We start from the raw sequence: 16,291 nt of genomic DNA, 5'->3' as shown, positions 1-16,291 counted from the left end.
TACCGGATCTTGCTTGGGCAGCAGTTCACCCTGCTGCTAGTATCTGAAACGATATCAAATGGCAGCCTGGCTGCTCGCAACAGGAGCTGAATATGAACAAGACGTTACGTCTCTCACTACTCTCTTTAGGTTTACTCGTCACCTCACTAAGCGCAGTGGCGCAACAGCTGAACACCGAAAAGGCCACACTGCAAATGGATACCGTAGCAACGGGTCTGGAACATCCGTGGGGATTAGCCTTTTTACCAGACGGTCGCATGCTGGTCACCGAACGTAACGGCAATCTTCGTTATGTCAGCGCCAATGGCGAGCTGAGCAAGCCGTTAACGGGTGTTCCTACCGTACTGGCCGCTGGTCAGGGTGGTTTACTGGATGTGATTTTACATCCGGACTTTGCGACCACCCGGCAAATTTATCTTAGCTATACCGAGCCAGGCGCCGAAAATACCAGTAGCACAGCCGTAGCGCTTGCTACCCTCGGTGAGACGGGCCTGAGTGATGTTAAAGTCGTCTTTAGTGCCCAGCCAAAATTCGCCAGCCGGCATCATTTTGGCAGCCGTCTGGTGGTAACACCGGATCGTAAGCTGTTCGTGACCTTAGGTGATCGCGGTGCCCGGCGCCATGATGCCCAGACCTTTGATACCCATCACGGCAAGGTAGTACGCCTGGAACTGGATGGCCAGATCCCGGCGGATAACCCTTATGTAAAGGACAGCGCGGTGTTGGATGACATCTGGTCTTATGGTCATCGCAATATTCAGGGCGCAGCGCTGCATCCGACGACCGCCGAGCTTTGGACCCATGAGCATGGTCCTCAGGGTGGCGATGAAATTAATATCGCCCGGGCAACACTAAACTATGGCTGGCCGGTGATCACCTATGGTGAAGAATACGGTGGCGGCAAAATCGGCCAAACCGAGAAAGACGGTATGGAACAACCACTGCATAAATGGACACCCTCGATTGCACCAAGTGGTATGGCGTTCTACTTAAGCGACGCCATTCCGGGCTGGCAAAACAACCTGCTGGTAGGCTCGCTGCGTTTCGGGCAACTGGTGCGCTTAGAGCTGGATGGCGACAAAGTCAGTCATGAGGAACGTATTATGATCGGGCAGCGGATCCGCGATGTCCGTCAGGGTCCCGATGGCGCTGTTTATCTGTTAACCGATCAGGCCAATGGTCAACTGTTACGGTTACGGGCAGCCGCTAACTGATGCCGGGGCCTAGTCTAAAACCTGTTACCGCCAGCATTATGCTGGCGGTATCGTCTGGCGCTCTGGCTCAGACGCCTGAAGTCATTGTTATTACCGCCAATGCCCAGCAGCAACGCTGGCTGGATGCCGCAGCAAGTATCGAAGTCCGCGCTCTGCCCCGCAGTGGCCTGTTAATTGATAGTGGCCAGTTACTGCAGGGTATTCCGGGCTTACAGGTCGACAGCCGCGCGAACTTCGCGCAGGACACCCGGCTGAGTATTCGCGGTTTTGGCAGTCGCAGCGCCTTTGGCGTGCGCGGGATCTATTTGTCACAGGATGGTATTCCAATTTCCGCGCCCGATGGTCAGGGGCAATTATCCAGTGTGTTACTGGATAATATTGCCGAAATCGAGGTGTTACGCGGGCCACTGGCAGTACTTTATGGTAATGGCGCTGGCGGGGTCATTGCCTTGCGCACCGCAACTGAGGCCACGGCACGCGCCGGGACAGCGCTGGCAGTCAGTCAGCAGCATCAGCAATACCAGTTAGCGGGCCGACAACAGCTCGGCCAGCATCAGCTTAGCCTGGCGGCAAAGCACTTTGAAAGCGATGGCTTTCGCCCGCATTCTGCCGCCCGCAAGCAACAACTGCAGGGTCTCTGGCAAACACAGCTTTCAGACTCGCTAAGCGCCAGTCTGCGACTGGACTTCGCCTACGACCCCTTATTACAGGATCCGCTCAGCCTCACGCCAACACAGTGGCGCGCCGATCCGAAACAAACCGTGAGCCAGGCACAACAATTCGATACCACGAAAAGCACCCGGCAACGCCAACTTAGCCTGGCTCTGCAACAAAGCGGTCACAGCCCCTGGCAACTGGCGCTATGGCGCGGTGAGCGTGAAGTCACGCAACGCCTCGCCTTTACCGGGGCAGCCATTACCTCAGCTGGCGGTGATATAGCACTGGATAGGCAATATCAGGGCGTGAATGGTCAATATAGCTGGCGCCTTACAGACGTCCTGCAAAGTACCGTAGGTGGTGCCTGGGTAAGTAGTGATGATGAGCGCCAGGGTTTCGTCAACAATTTTGGGCAACGTGGTGATTTGCGCCGCGATGAAACCAATCTGGCGGAGAATCGCGATCTGTTCTGGCGTTTGCACTGGCAAGCAACAGCAAAGCTAAGTGTTGATGCTGGTTTGCGTTATACCGAGCTGAGTTATCAGATCCGGGACCGTTTTATTCAGGGTGCTAACCCGGATGATAGTGGCCGTAAAAATTACTATCAACAGGCGGCCGCTATGGGCTTGAATTACCGGCTCAATGACTCGTTGTCCTGGTTTATCAGCACAGGACTGGGGTTTGAAGCCCCGACCCTGGCAGAGCTGGCATATAAACCTGAGGGAAGTGGCCTGAATCTGGCACTGCTGGCCAGCGAAAACCGCCAGTGGGAGAGCGGTGTCAAATATGCTGCCAGCCGAGCGCGTTTTAGTGTCAGTGCCTTTAGCATCCGCAGCAGCGATGAGTTACTGGTTGCCAGCTCAGACAACGGCCGTACCAGCTTTCGTAACGCCGGTGCGACCGCCCGCCAGGGACTGGAGTTTTACTGGCAGCAACAACTTACACCGGCCTTATCACAGCAAGTCGCACTAACCTATCTGGATGCACAATTCGATAGTGCCGAACTTGCCGGCAAGCGTATTCCCGGTGTCGCCAGGCTGGATAGCCACTGGCAATTAAGCTGGCAACCCTGGTTAACCAGGCCGCTGTTTCTGGAGTGGACCAGCCGTTACCGCGATCAGATCGCGATTAATGATCAAAACAGCGACTTCGCCCCGGCAAGCCTTAGCTTCGATCTGTCACTGCACAGCACGCAGCAACTGGGGCAATGGCAAGTACGCAGCTGGCTGCAACTGCAGAATCTGACCGACCGCAATAATGTCGGCGCTGTGGTGGTGAATCAAAGCAATGGCCGGGCCTTTGAAAGCGCGCCTGGCCGGCAGCTCAGTGCCGGTATCAATCTGGATTACTTGTGGTAAATTGTGGCAAGCCATGGTAAGTACTTTTTGCTAAGTCGCCTGATAACACCTCAGGTATGATAAGGCTTAGCAACGCATCATGAGCATAAGCAGTGCCAACGCACTGCTTATGCTGCGACAGGAGCCGGTCAGGCGGCAGATTCGGTCGGATGCAGCCGCTCAGACCAGGCTTTGGCCGTGGCTTTGACCAAAGACGCCAACGGGATAGCGAAGAATACCCCCCAGAAGCCGAACAAGCCGCCAAAAAACAGCACCGCCACGATAATATAAACCGGATTAAGATCGACCACTTCGGAAAATAGCAACGGTACCAGTACATTACCATCCAGCGCCTGAATAATGGCATAGGCCAGCATCAGATAGCCAAATTCCGCGGTAAAGCCCCACTGGAACAGCGCCACCACTGCCACCGGTAAGGTGACGACGGCAGCACCGATATAAGGAATAAGGACGGATAAACCAACCAGGATCCCCAGTAACAGTGCGTAGTTCAGCCCAAACAAGTAAAACACCAGATAACTGACGGCGCCGACAATCAGGATCTCAAGCATCTTGCCGCGGATATAGTTCATGATCTGCACGTTCATTTCATGCCAGACCTGGCCAATCAGCTTACGCTCGTTCGGCAGGAACTGCACAAAGCCACTGATCAGCTGTGCTTTATCTTTTAACATAAAAAACACCATTACCGGCACCAGCACCAGATAAATCAGCAACGCTACCAGATTGACCAGTGACGCCAGTGACATCGACAGCATCTGACGGCCAAAGGCCATCACCCGCTCTTCAACCGAGTGCATCAGTAACAGGATCTGCTCGTCACTGACCATGCCAGGCAGTAACTCTGGCAGCTCGAGCAAATAGGTCCGGCCCAGCTCAATCATCTGCGGCAAGTCTTTTAGTAGGTTCCGGCCCTGATACCAGGCCAGCGGCACTATCCACATTAATACTAATGTCAGTACCCCCATAAACCCCAGCACCACAACGGATGTACTCAGAGTACGGCTGAGTCCCATGCGGCATAATTTTGAAACCGGCCACTCCAGCAGATAAGCAACAGCAATCGATACCAGTACTGGCGCCAGCATCCCGCTTAACCAGTAGATGCCAAGAAAACCCAAAACCAGGATCAGAAATAAAGTAACAACCTGCGGATCAGAAAACTTATTGGTGTACCACTTTTTTAGCCAGTCGAGCATAATCGCCAAAACCTGTAAGTTAAGTGCCTGCCAGTATAACAAGTTCCGCTAAGAATACATCGCTCAGTATTAACAATTCAACGCAGCCATTTTGCGTTCCAACCACCAGCACGAACCCTTCGGGCAGCGTTTGGCTGGCGTTTCTACTGCGTTATCGCTTGTTCATGTAGAATAACTACACATCACAAGCTCTGCCTTGTATAAACACCAGCCAAACAGCTGCAAAAACAAGCAGCAAACGTCAACACGCCCTAGCAAGTGATTGAATAAGATAAAGTAGGCAGGTTAGTATGCCCCCTGGTTTTTTGTTGCCGAAGCCGCGATTACACTGAACTTAACGCCGGTGACATTGCCAAAGCTTCAGCTTGTAGCAGCATTCTCCGGAGAAAGGGTTGCCTTATTATGCAAAACCCCGCAGTAAAAACTTTTTTTGCCATCTGTTTACTCAGTCTGAGCTCATACGCCCCTTTTGCGCAGGCGCAAAGTCAGTTACCGGATATCGGTGGTAGCGCCTTCTCTACTCTGACCCCGGAGAAAGAAAAGCAGCTAGGTGATGTCCTGATGCGACAAACCCGCGGCCGACTGCCGATGGTTTATGACCCGCTGCTCGATGAATATATTAATGCATTGGGTAACCGCCTGGTGGCACGGGCTAATGATGTCAAATTCCCGTTTAAGTTTTACTGGGTCAATAATCGTCAAATTAATGCTTTTGCTACGCTGGGTGGCAATATCGCCTCTCATACCGGCACCCTGGCAGTAGCGGAGAGCGAGAGTGAATTTGCCTCGGTGATGGCGCATGAAATTGCTCACGTTACCCAGCGTCATATTGCCCGCTTTGTCGAAGCACAAAATCAGCGGGCGCCGCTAACCATTGCCGGTTTACTTGGCGCCATAGTACTGGCGACCGTTAACCCGGAAGCGGGTATGGCCGCAATGATGGCGTCACAGGGCGCGGCGCAGCAAAGTGCCATTAACTTTACCCGCAGTAATGAACAGGAAGCAGACCGGATCGGCATGACGATCCTGGCGGAAGCGGGCTTTGATCCCAATGCAGTGCCGACCTTTTTCGGTCGTCTGGCCGAGCAAAGCCGCTTTGCCAACCAGCAGCTGGCATTTTTACAAACACACCCGCTGTCCCAAGCGCGGGTGGCCGATACCCGCTTACGCGCCCAGCAGTTCCCACAGCGTTTTGTACCCGATAGCATGGACTTTACGCTAAGCCAGGCCCGGGTGTTAGCCCGTTATCATCACAATACCCAGGATGCCTTGGTGATTTTCAAGCGCCGGCTGGCTGAACCTGGGGGAAATACCCGGGCGAACCGCTATGCCCTGGCCATTGCCTTACTGGACGGCAAAGACTATGCCGCCGCGCTGGAGATGCTAAAACCTTTAATGGAACAAGATCCGCATAATCTCTATTATCTGGACGTTTACACCGATATCTTAATTGGCCAACAGCGTTTTGATGAGGCGCTGGAGCGCTTACAGCAGGAGTATCTGCTGCGCCCCAACAACCAGGTTGTGACGCTAAATTACGCTAATGTCGCGGTTAAAGCCGGTAGCTATCCGCTGGCCATCCATCTGCTTCGGAATTTGTTGTATCATAAAGACGATAATATTCTGGCCTATGACTTATTAGCTGAAGCCTATAAAAAGCAGGAAGATTTCGCCCGTTACTATGAGGCACGAGCCGATCTGTTCTATCAGATGGCCAATTATCCGAAAGCGATTGACGATTTGAACGAGGCGCTAAATCATCTTAAGCCGGAAGCCCGGTTGGAGAACCGGCGCCTGGAAGCCAAAAAGCGCCAGTGGCAGGCTGAATTTGAGCGCTTACAACGGATGTGATCGCGGTTATCCCGTTAACTGTAATTTGAATAAAAAGAGTATCCTATGATTACCCTCTACCATAACCCACGCTGCTCAAAAAGCCGCGATGCCCTGGCACTGCTGGAACAAAGCGGCAAAGCCTTTACGGTGGTTGAGTATCTGAAAAACCCGCTGACGCTGGCTGAATTGACTACTTTACTGCAGAAATTGCAGCTGCCGGCCCGCGCCTTGCTGCGCAGTAAGGAAGAAGAATTCCAGGCACTGGGTCTGGCTGATCCCAGTCTCGATGATAAGGCGCTGCTTGCCGCCATCGCCGCTCATCCGCGTTTGATGGAAAGACCGGTGCTGGTCGTGGCAGAGCGTGCCGCTATCGGTCGGCCACTTGAGCAACTTCAGGCCTTGCTGCAATGAGTGCTCAGGTTCTGGTTTTGTATTATTCACGCCATGGCTCAGTCGCTGCCCTGGCAGAAAAAATCGCCATCGGCGTGCAGCAAGCCGGCGCCGAAGCGCTGCTACGCAGTATTCCTGGCTTCGGGCAGCAGGACAGTGCACGACACCCCCAGGTGCAAGCCAGCGAGCTGACAATCTGTGATGGCCTGGCCTTCGGCAGCCCGGTGCGCTTTGGTAATATGGCGGCTGAAGCCAAAGCCTTTTGGGATGGCACGACCGCCAGCTGGCTGAAAGGTGAGCTGATTAATAAGCCGGCCGGTGTCTTTACATCGTCCGGCAGCTTACATGGTGGCAACGAAGCCAATTTACTAAGTATGATGTTGCCATTATTACATCACGGTATGCTGCTAATGGGGATCCCCTATTCCGAACCCGAACTGCATAAAACGCAAAGTGGTGGCACCCCTTATGGTCCAAGCCATGTCAGCGGTATGCAACAGGATCCCCAACTGACCGTTGACGAGCAGCGGCTGGCGCTGGCATTTGGCAAACGCCTGGCGCAGCTGAGCCTGGCGGTAAAACAACAAGGATTAACCTTATGACAGCACCCGCTGCCATCCCGATGGCTGCTGATACGCAGCGTTATTTATTACTAGGCCGCCTGGGGTATTGGGGGCTTTGGCTGTTGATCCCGCTCTGGCAAATTTGGCTCTCCCCGGTCAGCTATGGTGACGATCAAGCGTTAAAACCAAGTCTGCTCAGTACCTTACTGTTACTGTGGTTGCCGCTGTGGTTACCGATGTGGGGTATTATCAAAGGCCATGCCTATACCTTTGCCTGGGCGAATTTTATTGTCATGTTGTACTTTCTGCACAGCCTGACCAATTTATGGGTCAGCACTGGTAGTTATTTCTGGTTTTCGCTGCTGGAGCTGTTGCTGGCTTGTCTGATGTTTTATGGCTGTACTTATTATGCCCGCAACAGAGGCAAAGAACTGGGGCTGAAAATTCCGAAACTAAAAGACGATCCGGTACGGCGCAATTAATTTAACCGGCCTGCGATCTGCAGGCTGCTGCAAAGCGTAACAGATGCAGTGTCTCATTATTAAGCTATTACGATGAACGAACAACTGGCTCTGTTTCCTTTAGGAAGTTTTCTGTTGCCACGCGGCAAAATGAAGTTGCGGGTGTTTGAGCCGCGCTATGTGCGGTTGGTAAAAGAGGCCGTCAGTGGCAAACGGCCTTTTGCTATGGCCACGCTGAATCCGCTGGTCAGTCAACAGCACCCGGATCGGATCCTGCCACTGGTCTGTAAAGTCAGCGTTGATGATTTTGAAACCCTGCCCGACGGCTTACTGGGGATCACCATCAGTGGTATCAGCCGACAGCGTATCATCCGGCGCTGGCAGGAAGACGATAAACTGCATGTGGCCGAAGTAGCGCCGGAAACAGACTGGCACAGCGTTGAGCTTAGCACTGAGCTTAACCAATTATCTGCTGCCTTTGCCGAGCTGTTGCAGGAGTATCCGCAGCTAGCCGCACTCTACCCGCAGCCGCAGCTAACCGATGGCGCCTGGCTGGCTGGCCGCTGGCTGGAGTTATTGCCCATGCAGCCGGCGCTGAAGCTTAAACTGGCGACTCAGGACCCGCAAAGCTGTTTACAGCAATTACAGCACTGGCTGGCTCATAACGCCTGAGCCTTACTCAATACCCAGATATTTATGGACCTGCACACTGAGCTGCCAGTTATTGGCAATGCAGCTGGCGATGGCCAGTTCAGTAGCGCGTTTTTGCTGACTAATTGGCTGCAGATAGACCAGCTTATCCTGCAACTGATGCTCAGACAGCAAGGCTTGCAACTCCTCTATATGCTTTTGCATCGCCACCGGATGTTTAATTTCATTGGCACGCGCTAACGCACTGGCGAGTACCTTATAACCGCCCGGCATATTAATTTTCGGCGACACTGTGACCCAGGTGCTGTCAGGCGCTTTCACCTCAAAGGTGCCGCTGGTTTCAATCTGAGTGCTGTAACCGGCCTGATGCAAGGCTTCACAAAGCGGATATAAATCATAAAGACAGGGCTCACCACCGGTAATAACTACGTGCCGGGCCTGATAACCTTCAGCAGCAAACAACGCCAGCAACTGTGCCGGGCTCAGCTCAGCCCAGGCGGGTGTATCACTGCGTTTTGCCAACATAGCCTCAGGGCTGGTTTTCAGTTCCGGATCCAGGGTCCAGGTATGTTTGGTATCGCACCAGCTACAGCCTACCGGACAACCCTGTAGCCGCACAAAAATCGAAGGCTTACCAGTGTAGCGGCCCTCGCCCTGAATGGTCTGAAATACTTCGTTTACCTGATACACCCTACCCAACCTTGTGTTAATCCGCCACAGCTGATGCAGCCACAGCATTCTTCAGCTATACTACGCGGCCCGATTTTCCGGCATTATACAAGAGAGAGCTGCTGATGACGCAAAAAGTTGTAGTGATTTATTCCGGTGGTATGGACTCCTACACGGTGTTACATAGGGCGCTGCGGGATGGTCATGACGTCTATGCGTTGTCCTTTAACTATGGTCAGCGTCATGTCAAAGAGCTGAAATGTGCTGAACAGGTCTGCCGTGAACTGGGTGTTAAGCATAAAATTGTCGATATTTCAGCAATTAACCAGCTATTAAGCGGCTCCTCGCTAACCAGTGATATCGAGGTCCCGGAAGGCCATTACGCCGCCGATAATATGAAGTCGACCGTGGTGCCAAACCGCAATATGATCCTGTTATCGCTGGCCGTCGGTTATGCTGACTCTATTGGTGCCCGCGCTGTTTATTATGGCGCTCATAGTGGTGACCACTTTATTTACCCGGACTGTCGGCCGGAGTTCGTGCAGAAGATGAATGATGTTTGCCAGATCGCCAACTATCAGCCGGTCGATATTGTCAGCCCGTACCTACATCAAACCAAGATCGAAATATTAAAAGACGGCTTGGCGATGGGCCTGGATTACAGCAAAACCTGGACCTGTTACAACGGCCGCGAGAAAGCCTGCGGCAAGTGCGGTTCCTGTCAGGAGCGGCTGGAAGCCTTCGCACTGAATCAGGCGACTGATCCACTTCAATATGAATAGCTTATAACTTAGAGCAAAACGGCCTTGTTAGGGCCGTTTTTCATTTTATACTGTGTCGTTTTTCATTTTATACTGTGTCGTTTTTAGCTGACTTGAGGTCAATGATGTTTAAATTCTGGTTTGCGATCCCTTTCTGGCAACGGGTATTAGGAGCGCTGGTGTTGGGTGTACTGGCCGGCGTCGCCCTGGGCGAGCAGGCTACGCTGTTTAAACCGCTGGGAACGCTGTTTATCAACGCCATCCGGATGCTGGTCGTGCCGCTGGTGTTTTTTGCACTGATCAATAGCATTACCTCGTTAGCCGATCAGCACAAGATGCAGCGGCTGGCACTAAAAACTGTTGCCTTATTTCTGGCAACGGCCTTGGTCGCCAGCTTAATTGGCCTGACAGTGGGTAGCCTGATGCAATGGGGCTCAGATCTGCAACTGACCGCGGTTGAAGTACGCGAGCGGGTGATCCCGCCGGTATCTGAAGTAATCACCAGCCTGATCCCCACGAACCCGGTAGAGGCACTGGCGGAAGCCAAGGTATTACAGATCATCGTATTTGCGGTGCTGTTTGGTATTGCCATCAATCAGGTGGGCGAAAAAGCCGAACCGATGAAAAAACTGGTTAATGCCGGTGCCGAGATTATGTACGCCATTACCCGGATGGTACTGCAACTGACTCCCTTTGGCGTCTTCGGTCTGATGGCCTGGGCTGTCGGGAGCTTTGGTTTAGCCACCCTGCTGCCACTAACCAAGTTTATTGTCGCTATCTATCTGGCCTGTCTGCTGCATATGGCCATCGTTTACGGTGGTTTGGTCAAGCTATACGGCGGTATGGGCTGGCGCGCCTTTTTTAAGGCGGTATTACCGGCGCAGCTGGTCGCGTACAGCAGTGCCAGCAGTTATGGCACCTTACCAGTGAGCTTTAAAGTCGCAACCGAAGATTTGAAAGTATCCAAAAATTACGCCAGCTTTGTACTGCCGCTGGGCGCAACCATCAATATGGATGGTTGTGGCGGTATTTTCCCGGCCATTGCCGCGATCTTTATTGCCCATCTGTATGGGATCCCGTTACAAACCACCGACTACCTGCTGATTGCCGGTACCGCAACCCTGGCGTCGGTTGGTACTGCCGGCGTGCCGGGTACCGCAATGGTGATGCTGACTGTGACGCTGAGTGTGGTCGGTCTGCCACTGGAAGGCATTGCCTTTATTGCAGCTGTCGATCGGATTGTCGATATGATGCGCACCGCCACCAATGTCACCGGCGATCTGATGGTGGCCAGAGTGATTGGCCAGCAAGAAGGCTTGCTGGAAACGGACGATGCAGCCACCAATTCCGCAGAGCCAGCCTGATGAGAATTAGTGTTGGCATTAAGTCGCTAAGCCGCCTGCCGTATCAGGCCGCCGCCGTGCTGCGAAACAGCAGCTACCCCGGCCTGTATAGCCTGATCATCGACGCTGATGAAACTGAGCTGGACCAGCTGCAACAGCAACAAGAACAGCAACTGCCGGTGCTGTTAACTCTGAGTTTGTGGCAGGCTGAACTTGCTGCGACTGAAAGCTTACCTGAGGACGCCGCAGCGCTGTACCAGCCACTGGCGGCGTTACCTGAAGTCTGGCTGCAAGGCCAGGTGGCCGGGCAGCTCAGCGCCGACAGTGCCCTGCTGCAACTTGAGACAGAACTGACGCCGCTTATGGTCTGGTTTAGCGCGCCGATTGCGCTGGAACAAGGTAACAGGCTTTGCGTTAAAGGTGAGCTGCACGCGACCTTGGCATTTGCAGCAAACTAAATAACTGCACCAAATTCAATAACCGCACCAAACAAAATAACAGCGCCGGCACTTGCGCCGGCGCTATCTTTATTTGCGGCTAAGTTATCAAGCGGCAAATAAGCGCTGATGCAGTTGTTTCACCACACCCGGCCCATCGCTGTCCTGGACCAGAAAACACAGGTTATGTTTTGAGGCACCATGGCAAATCAGCCGCATATTAATGCGTTCCAGCGTACTGAACAGCTCACCCGACACCCCTTTGCTGCTGTGTAAATGATTGCCAATAACCGCGACCAGACTCAGGCCGGTTTCCACACTGACTTCACAAAAGGTTCTGAGCTCATCCAGAGCCGGCTCCAGATTGTTGCTAAAAGCACTGGTCATGCCGCCCTGATCTAAGGTGAGTGCCACGCTGATTTCAGAGGTCGTAACCAGATCCACTGAGATCTGATGCCGGCTCAGCGTATCAAACACCCGGGTCAAAAAACCGGGCGCATGCAGCATTGCCGGGCTTTTTACCGTAATTAAGGTTTGTGATTTACGCAGCGCTATCGCGCGATACGGCGGCCTCTGCTGTACCTCTTTCGCGATCCAGGTGCCCCCCGCTTCCGGCTCCCGGCTGGAGCCGACAAAGACCGCGATATTCTGCCGCATCGCCGGTAACAAGGTTGCCGGATGCAGCACCTTGGCACCAAAGGTCGCCATTTCAGCCGCCTCATCAAAGCTGATTTCCGGGATACAACGAGCCTCTGCAGTTAGGCGCGGATCCGTTGTAAAGATGCCAACCACATCGGTCCAGATCTGTACCGTGACAGCCTGCAAGGCTTCGGCCAGCAATGCGGCGCTATAATCAGAGCCGCCACGCCCCAGCGTTGTCGTTTGTTCAAACTCGTCGGCACCAATAAAGCCCTGAGTCACGATCCGCTGCTCCTGTAACAGCGGTGCCAGATGCACCGCGGCTAAGTCAGCCAGAGCGTCGATTTGCGGCTCCGCCTTACCAAAGCGGCTATCGGTGCGCATCACCCGGCGCACGTCAAAACACAGCGCTGCCTCACCGCGTTCGGTGAGAACCTGAGCAAACAGTACCGAACTTAAGCGTTCACCAAAAGACTGGATTAAGTCTTTGTGGGCACTACTATAAACTGCGCCACCGTTTTCAATCAGGGCTTTTAACTCGCCCAGTAGCAGCTCAATCTGAGCGGCAACGGCGTGCGGCTGCTGCAAGCGGTTTAATACTTTGAGCGTGATCTGTTCAATACCGGCGTAAGCATCGTAGCGCTGCTGTACCTCGGTAGTCTTGGTTATATCCACCAGCAGGTTGGTCACGCCAGAGCTGGCACTGACTACCACGACACGGATATGCTCGTTGGCAAGAATAATATCAGCACAGCGCGACATCGCTTCGAAATCAGCTACGCTGGTACCACCAAATTTGGCAATAATGAGTTTGGACACGGGGGTCTCTCCTTAACAAAACAGATAAGCAGAGCATGGCATTTGCTAACGAGCAAAACGAGAAATGAAACAGACCGTTGCTGTAACTAACAAAGGCCAGAAGCTCTCCACCAAAACATCAGGTGACAGTCCTAAGGATTCAGCCTTAGCAACCGGGTGCACAACCACTATCTGTTGCTTACCCTCGGCGCTAAACCCCCTCTTCTATGCTACGAGTGATAGTGCTCTGACATAGAATACCTGGCTAGCGCGCCTCTTCTGGTCTATCGAATACGATTGACGGTGCGTACTTTAACGCGTTCTGCAACTAAAAGCAAACGGCCTTTTAGCCATCTAAACGTAAAGATGCCTTTTATTTTGGGTGCCGTCAAGTGTAATCAGTAAATAATTTGTATCCTGGCGCCAGCAGGGTTAACAACAGGCGACAATACAAGCAAAAAGGTTGGCGCCTTTACCTTTATCTTTGGTAAGGGCCTGGCTCAACCTAGGCATACTGCTTTTGGATCTGTTGTAAACGCGCTAAAAAGCGCTCCATCTGCTGCTCATCTGTCGCGTCGGCGTGCCATTTATTATGAAAACCCAGCGTCAGCTGCACTACGCCATCCGAGAAATAGGCTTCATAACCGTCAAAGCCCTGGCTGACGCTAATACCATCCAACACAAAGCCGGCGCCATGTACCGTTTGCTGGGGCTGGCCGTACTTTTCAATCTTGGCATACAGATTAAGTAAAAACTTTCCATCTATCTCATTTTGCATGGTCATGGTCCTGAGTCGGTCGTTGCGGTTTGAACCCAATACGCATCCGCGGTATAGTTTGGCCCCTAATCAAGGAGAATAACATGAAAAAAACCCTGCTTTTGGCCGCCCTGGCCACAGCCTGCTCTGCTCAGGCTAACATTGTGCAACCAGCGCCGCTGGTGTCAATTCCCACCCATGATGCCTTTTTTAATAACTTAAAAGCCTTATGCGGTCAGGCCTTTGCTGGCAAGCTGGCGGTGGATAACCCACCGGCACCGGGTTTCGAAGGCGCACTGATTATGCATGTACGCCGCTGTACTGACACTGAATTACAGATCCCTTTTCACGTTGGCGATAACCACTCCCGCACCTGGATTATCACCAAAACCGGTTCTGGCTTGTCATTAAAGCATGATCACCGTAATAAAGATGGTTCGCACGATGACCAAACCATGTATGGCGGCCATACCGTCGATGCCGGCTGGCCAACAGCGCAATCCTTTCCGGCCGACCAGTACTCAAAAGAGTTATTTGCCGCCCGTGGCATCCCACAATCCATTGGCAATACCTGGCAGATGTTTATCCATCCGCAACAATTCAGTTACCGTCTGGTGCGCGAAGGCCGCGAATTTCGGGTAGACTTTGACCTGACCAAGCCGGTCGCACTGCCGCCAACGCCCTGGGGCTATGCCGACTAAGTTACCCGGCGCTGGCTAATGCCAGCGCTTTTTAACATCACACAACACCAAGGAAAAACCGATGTTGAACCTGAAACACCCTGCACTGCTGCTTGCTGTATCTGCAGCTGTTGCGCTGTCGGCCTGTGGCAAACCGGCAGAGCCGCCAACCAAGGCCGTGCAACCTACCGTCGCGGAGCTGGTCGATACCGACTTTAACCCCAAGCTGGCGGAATATATTAAAACCCTGTCTGATGATAAATTCCAGGGCCGGGCGCCCGCCACCAAGGGCGAAGAGCTGACCGTCGCTTATCTGGAAGAAAACTTTAAGCGGATCGGCTTAAAGGGTATCGATGCTGACAGCTACAAGCAGCCGGTATCCCTGGTACAGATCGATCCGAAACAGGTTTCTGCCATGACCTTGAGCGGTGGTGGTGAGGCTCTGCCTGCCAGTCTTGCATACCGGGACGACATGTTTGCCTGGACCACCCGGGTAACGGAAAATATCAGTGTTACTGACAGTGAGATGGTATTTGTCGGTTACGGCATAGTGGCGCCGGAATATAACTGGAACGATTACGAAGGCCTGGATGTCGCCGGCAAAACCGTAGTGATGTTTGTCAACGATCCGGGCTTTGCCACCCAGAACCCTGAGCTGTTTAATGGCAACGCCATGACCTACTACGGTCGCTGGACCTATAAATTTGAAGAAGCGGCCCGTCAGGGCGCGGCGATGGCGTTAATTATCCATGAAACTGACGCTGCCAGCTATGGCTGGGGCGTCGTCGCCCATGGTTCACCGGTAAAATTTGATTTAATCAAAGAAAACAAAAATATGGACCGTGCCAAGGTTGAGGGTTGGGTAACCACCGAAACGGCGCAAAAACTGTTTGCCAATATTGGCAGCGATATTGAGACCTTGCGTAAACAGGCGTTGTCTGGCGAATTTAAACCTGTGCCGTTAAACGTTAAGGCGTCAATCAGTGTTGAAAATAATCTGCGCGAGCTGCAGTCCAGCAACGTGATTGGCTATATCGAAGGCAGCAAATATCCGGATGAGTACATTCTGTATATGGCGCATTGGGATCACCTGGGCATGGATTTCTCCAATCCAACCAACAAAGTATTTAATGGTGCCCAGGATAATGCCAGTGGCACCGGTGCAGTCATTGCGCTGGCTGAGTACTTTGCCCAGCAACCGCAGCCTGAGCGTTCGGTGGTCTTTATGTTGGTGACAGCAGAAGAGCGTGGTTTACTCGGCTCGGCCTGGTATGCCGAAAACCCGGTATTCCCACTGGAGAAAACCGTCGCCGCCATTAATATGGATGTGATGAATGTGTACGGCCCAATGAAAGATATGGTGGTGGTTGGTCTGGGCAATACCGATTTAGAGGAAATCCTGGTCAAATATACCGAACAGCAAGGCCGCTATGCGGTAAAAGAGCCCAATCCGGAAGCCGGTATTGCTTACCGCTCTGATCACTTTAGCCTGTCGAAAAAAGGCGTGCCTATTCTGTATGCCAAAGGCGGTAATGATCATTACCAGCATGGCGCTGAGTGGGGCGCCAAACAGCGGGCCGAATTTAACAGCTGTTGTTACCATAAAGTCACTGACGAATGGGACGACAACTGGGATCTGCGCGGTGCACAGCAGGACCTGTTCCTGTATTTCCGGGTCGGTCATGAACTGGCAAACAGCCGGCATTGGCCAAACTGGTATCAGGGCAATGAGTTCCGCGCCATCCGTGACGCCTCAGCGGCTGCCCGGCAATAACACCTTTATCCAGCAGGCAAAGCAGCGCAAGCTGCTTTGCTATCAGTTCAGAGCAGATTCAGTTAGCATTGCCTAAAGTCTAAAGACGCCTCTGTCAGGGAGTTACT

16 protein-coding genes and 1 riboswitch are annotated in these 16,291 nt (G+C 52.9%); of the genes, 12 read left to right on the top strand and 4 right to left on the bottom strand.

Annotated features, from left to right (window positions below):
• Window positions 1–92: 92 nt before the first annotated feature.
• Together AEST_RS16575 and AEST_RS16570 are read left to right on the top strand one after the other, a co-directional pair.
• Window positions 93–1,214 (top strand): PQQ-dependent sugar dehydrogenase, encoded by a 1,122-nt coding sequence (locus AEST_RS16575; RefSeq protein ID WP_008610453.1) that lies wholly within the window; start codon window positions 93–95, stop codon window positions 1,212–1,214.
• Window positions 1,214–3,229 (top strand): TonB-dependent receptor family protein, encoded by a 2,016-nt coding sequence (locus AEST_RS16570; RefSeq protein WP_008610452.1) that lies wholly within the window; start codon window positions 1,214–1,216, stop codon window positions 3,227–3,229. Before AEST_RS16575 ends, AEST_RS16570 begins: the two co-directional genes overlap by 1 nt.
• A gap of 128 nt (window positions 3,230–3,357) precedes the next feature.
• On the opposite strand, the gene AEST_RS16565 is transcribed toward AEST_RS16570, so the two are convergent.
• Window positions 3,358–4,428, bottom strand: coding sequence for an AI-2E family transporter (locus tag AEST_RS16565; RefSeq protein ID WP_008951990.1), 1,071 nt, complete (start codon window positions 4,426–4,428; stop codon window positions 3,358–3,360).
• 402 nt (window positions 4,429–4,830) lie between these two features.
• On the opposite strand from AEST_RS16565, the gene bepA reads away from it, so the two are divergent.
• The 5 genes from bepA (at window position 4,831) to AEST_RS16540 (ending at window position 8,347) form a co-directional block, all read left to right on the top strand.
• Complete coding sequence (gene bepA, locus AEST_RS16560) at window positions 4,831–6,279, top strand: beta-barrel assembly-enhancing protease (RefSeq protein ID WP_008610450.1); 1,449 nt, start codon at window positions 4,831–4,833, stop codon at window positions 6,277–6,279.
• A gap of 45 nt (window positions 6,280–6,324) precedes the next feature.
• Entirely contained in the window at window positions 6,325–6,672 is a 348-nt protein-coding gene (gene arsC / locus AEST_RS16555) for an arsenate reductase (glutaredoxin) (RefSeq protein ID WP_008610449.1), read from the top strand.
• A complete protein-coding gene (gene wrbA / locus AEST_RS16550) occupies window positions 6,669–7,253 on the top strand; it encodes an NAD(P)H:quinone oxidoreductase (protein ID WP_008610448.1) in 585 nt (194 codons plus the stop codon). The genes arsC and wrbA overlap by 4 nt, the downstream gene beginning before the upstream one ends.
• The gene (locus AEST_RS16545) at window positions 7,250–7,696 is read left to right on the top strand and encodes a DUF2069 domain-containing protein (RefSeq protein ID WP_008610447.1); all 447 of its coding nucleotides are present in this window, start codon (window positions 7,250–7,252) and stop codon (window positions 7,694–7,696) included. The genes wrbA and AEST_RS16545 overlap by 4 nt, the downstream gene beginning before the upstream one ends.
• A gap of 72 nt (window positions 7,697–7,768) precedes the next feature.
• The gene (locus tag AEST_RS16540) at window positions 7,769–8,347 is read left to right on the top strand and encodes an LON peptidase substrate-binding domain-containing protein (protein ID WP_008610446.1); all 579 of its coding nucleotides are present in this window, start codon (window positions 7,769–7,771) and stop codon (window positions 8,345–8,347) included.
• A gap of 3 nt (window positions 8,348–8,350) precedes the next feature.
• Here the strand turns inward: AEST_RS16540 and queE are convergent, their stop codons facing one another.
• The gene (queE, locus tag AEST_RS16535) at window positions 8,351–9,016 is read right to left on the bottom strand and encodes a 7-carboxy-7-deazaguanine synthase QueE (protein WP_039925736.1); all 666 of its coding nucleotides are present in this window, start codon (window positions 9,014–9,016) and stop codon (window positions 8,351–8,353) included.
• A gap of 104 nt (window positions 9,017–9,120) precedes the next feature.
• Here queE and queC point away from each other — a divergent pair, with 104 nt between their 5' ends.
• From queC to AEST_RS16520, 3 genes are all read left to right on the top strand, one after another.
• A complete protein-coding gene (gene queC, locus AEST_RS16530; RefSeq protein WP_008610444.1) occupies window positions 9,121–9,777 on the top strand; it encodes a 7-cyano-7-deazaguanine synthase QueC in 657 nt (218 codons plus the stop codon).
• A gap of 104 nt (window positions 9,778–9,881) precedes the next feature.
• Window positions 9,882–11,120, top strand: coding sequence for a dicarboxylate/amino acid:cation symporter (locus AEST_RS16525; protein WP_008951984.1), 1,239 nt, complete (start codon window positions 9,882–9,884; stop codon window positions 11,118–11,120).
• Window positions 11,120–11,557 (top strand): hypothetical protein, encoded by a 438-nt coding sequence (locus AEST_RS16520; protein WP_008610442.1) that lies wholly within the window; start codon window positions 11,120–11,122, stop codon window positions 11,555–11,557. Before AEST_RS16525 ends, AEST_RS16520 begins: the two co-directional genes overlap by 1 nt.
• Window positions 11,558–11,644: 87 nt before the next feature.
• On the opposite strand, the gene lysC is transcribed toward AEST_RS16520, so the two are convergent.
• Both lysC and AEST_RS16510 read right to left on the bottom strand, forming a co-directional pair.
• A complete protein-coding gene (gene lysC, locus AEST_RS16515; RefSeq protein ID WP_008610441.1) occupies window positions 11,645–12,994 on the bottom strand; it encodes a lysine-sensitive aspartokinase 3 in 1,350 nt (449 codons plus the stop codon).
• Between the two features lie 92 nt (window positions 12,995–13,086).
• Window positions 13,087–13,260: riboswitch (Lysine riboswitch) on the bottom strand.
• A gap of 218 nt (window positions 13,261–13,478) precedes the next feature.
• Window positions 13,479–13,751 (bottom strand): DUF3081 family protein, encoded by a 273-nt coding sequence (locus tag AEST_RS16510; RefSeq protein WP_008610440.1) that lies wholly within the window; start codon window positions 13,749–13,751, stop codon window positions 13,479–13,481.
• Window positions 13,752–13,834: 83 nt separating this feature from the next.
• On the opposite strand from AEST_RS16510, the gene AEST_RS16505 reads away from it, so the two are divergent.
• Both AEST_RS16505 and AEST_RS16500 read left to right on the top strand, forming a co-directional pair.
• The gene (locus AEST_RS16505) at window positions 13,835–14,431 is read left to right on the top strand and encodes a hypothetical protein (RefSeq protein WP_008610439.1); all 597 of its coding nucleotides are present in this window, start codon (window positions 13,835–13,837) and stop codon (window positions 14,429–14,431) included.
• 61 nt (window positions 14,432–14,492) lie between these two features.
• On the top strand, window positions 14,493–16,184 hold the full coding sequence (locus AEST_RS16500; RefSeq protein ID WP_008610438.1) for a M28 family metallopeptidase: 1,692 nt from the start codon (window positions 14,493–14,495) through the stop codon (window positions 16,182–16,184).
• The last annotated feature ends 107 nt before the right edge of the window (window positions 16,185–16,291 follow it).

Origin of the sequence: Alishewanella aestuarii B11 (assembly GCF_000280055.1) — a bacterium.
Lineage (GTDB): Bacteria > Pseudomonadota > Gammaproteobacteria > Enterobacterales > Alteromonadaceae > Alishewanella > Alishewanella aestuarii.
Note: the sequence above shows the minus strand (reverse complement) of the source record. Positions and strands in the feature narration are given on the sequence as shown.

What these genes read in the sequence shown, in the direction of transcription:
- arsC (WP_008610449.1), top strand. Translation starts at nt 6,325, where the DNA reads ATGATTACCCTCTACCATAACCCACGCTGCTCAAAAAGCCGCGATGCC.
- wrbA (WP_008610448.1), top strand. Translation starts at nt 6,669, where the DNA reads ATGAGTGCTCAGGTTCTGGTTTTGTATTATTCACGCCATGGCTCAGTC.
- queC (WP_008610444.1), top strand. Translation starts at nt 9,121, where the DNA reads ATGACGCAAAAAGTTGTAGTGATTTATTCCGGTGGTATGGACTCCTAC.
- AEST_RS16505 (WP_008610439.1), top strand. Translation starts at nt 13,835, where the DNA reads ATGAAAAAAACCCTGCTTTTGGCCGCCCTGGCCACAGCCTGCTCTGCT.
- AEST_RS16540 (WP_008610446.1), top strand. Translation starts at nt 7,769, where the DNA reads ATGAACGAACAACTGGCTCTGTTTCCTTTAGGAAGTTTTCTGTTGCCA.
- AEST_RS16525 (WP_008951984.1), top strand. Translation starts at nt 9,882, where the DNA reads ATGTTTAAATTCTGGTTTGCGATCCCTTTCTGGCAACGGGTATTAGGA.
- AEST_RS16570 (WP_008610452.1), top strand. Translation starts at nt 1,214, where the DNA reads ATGCCGGGGCCTAGTCTAAAACCTGTTACCGCCAGCATTATGCTGGCG.
- AEST_RS16575 (WP_008610453.1), top strand. Translation starts at nt 93, where the DNA reads ATGAACAAGACGTTACGTCTCTCACTACTCTCTTTAGGTTTACTCGTC.
- AEST_RS16545 (WP_008610447.1), top strand. Translation starts at nt 7,250, where the DNA reads ATGACAGCACCCGCTGCCATCCCGATGGCTGCTGATACGCAGCGTTAT.
- AEST_RS16510 (WP_008610440.1), bottom strand. Translation starts at nt 13,751, where the DNA reads ATGCAAAATGAGATAGATGGAAAGTTTTTACTTAATCTGTATGCCAAG.
- AEST_RS16565 (WP_008951990.1), bottom strand. Translation starts at nt 4,428, where the DNA reads ATGCTCGACTGGCTAAAAAAGTGGTACACCAATAAGTTTTCTGATCCG.
- AEST_RS16520 (WP_008610442.1), top strand. Translation starts at nt 11,120, where the DNA reads ATGAGAATTAGTGTTGGCATTAAGTCGCTAAGCCGCCTGCCGTATCAG.
- AEST_RS16500 (WP_008610438.1), top strand. Translation starts at nt 14,493, where the DNA reads ATGTTGAACCTGAAACACCCTGCACTGCTGCTTGCTGTATCTGCAGCT.
- bepA (WP_008610450.1), top strand. Translation starts at nt 4,831, where the DNA reads ATGCAAAACCCCGCAGTAAAAACTTTTTTTGCCATCTGTTTACTCAGT.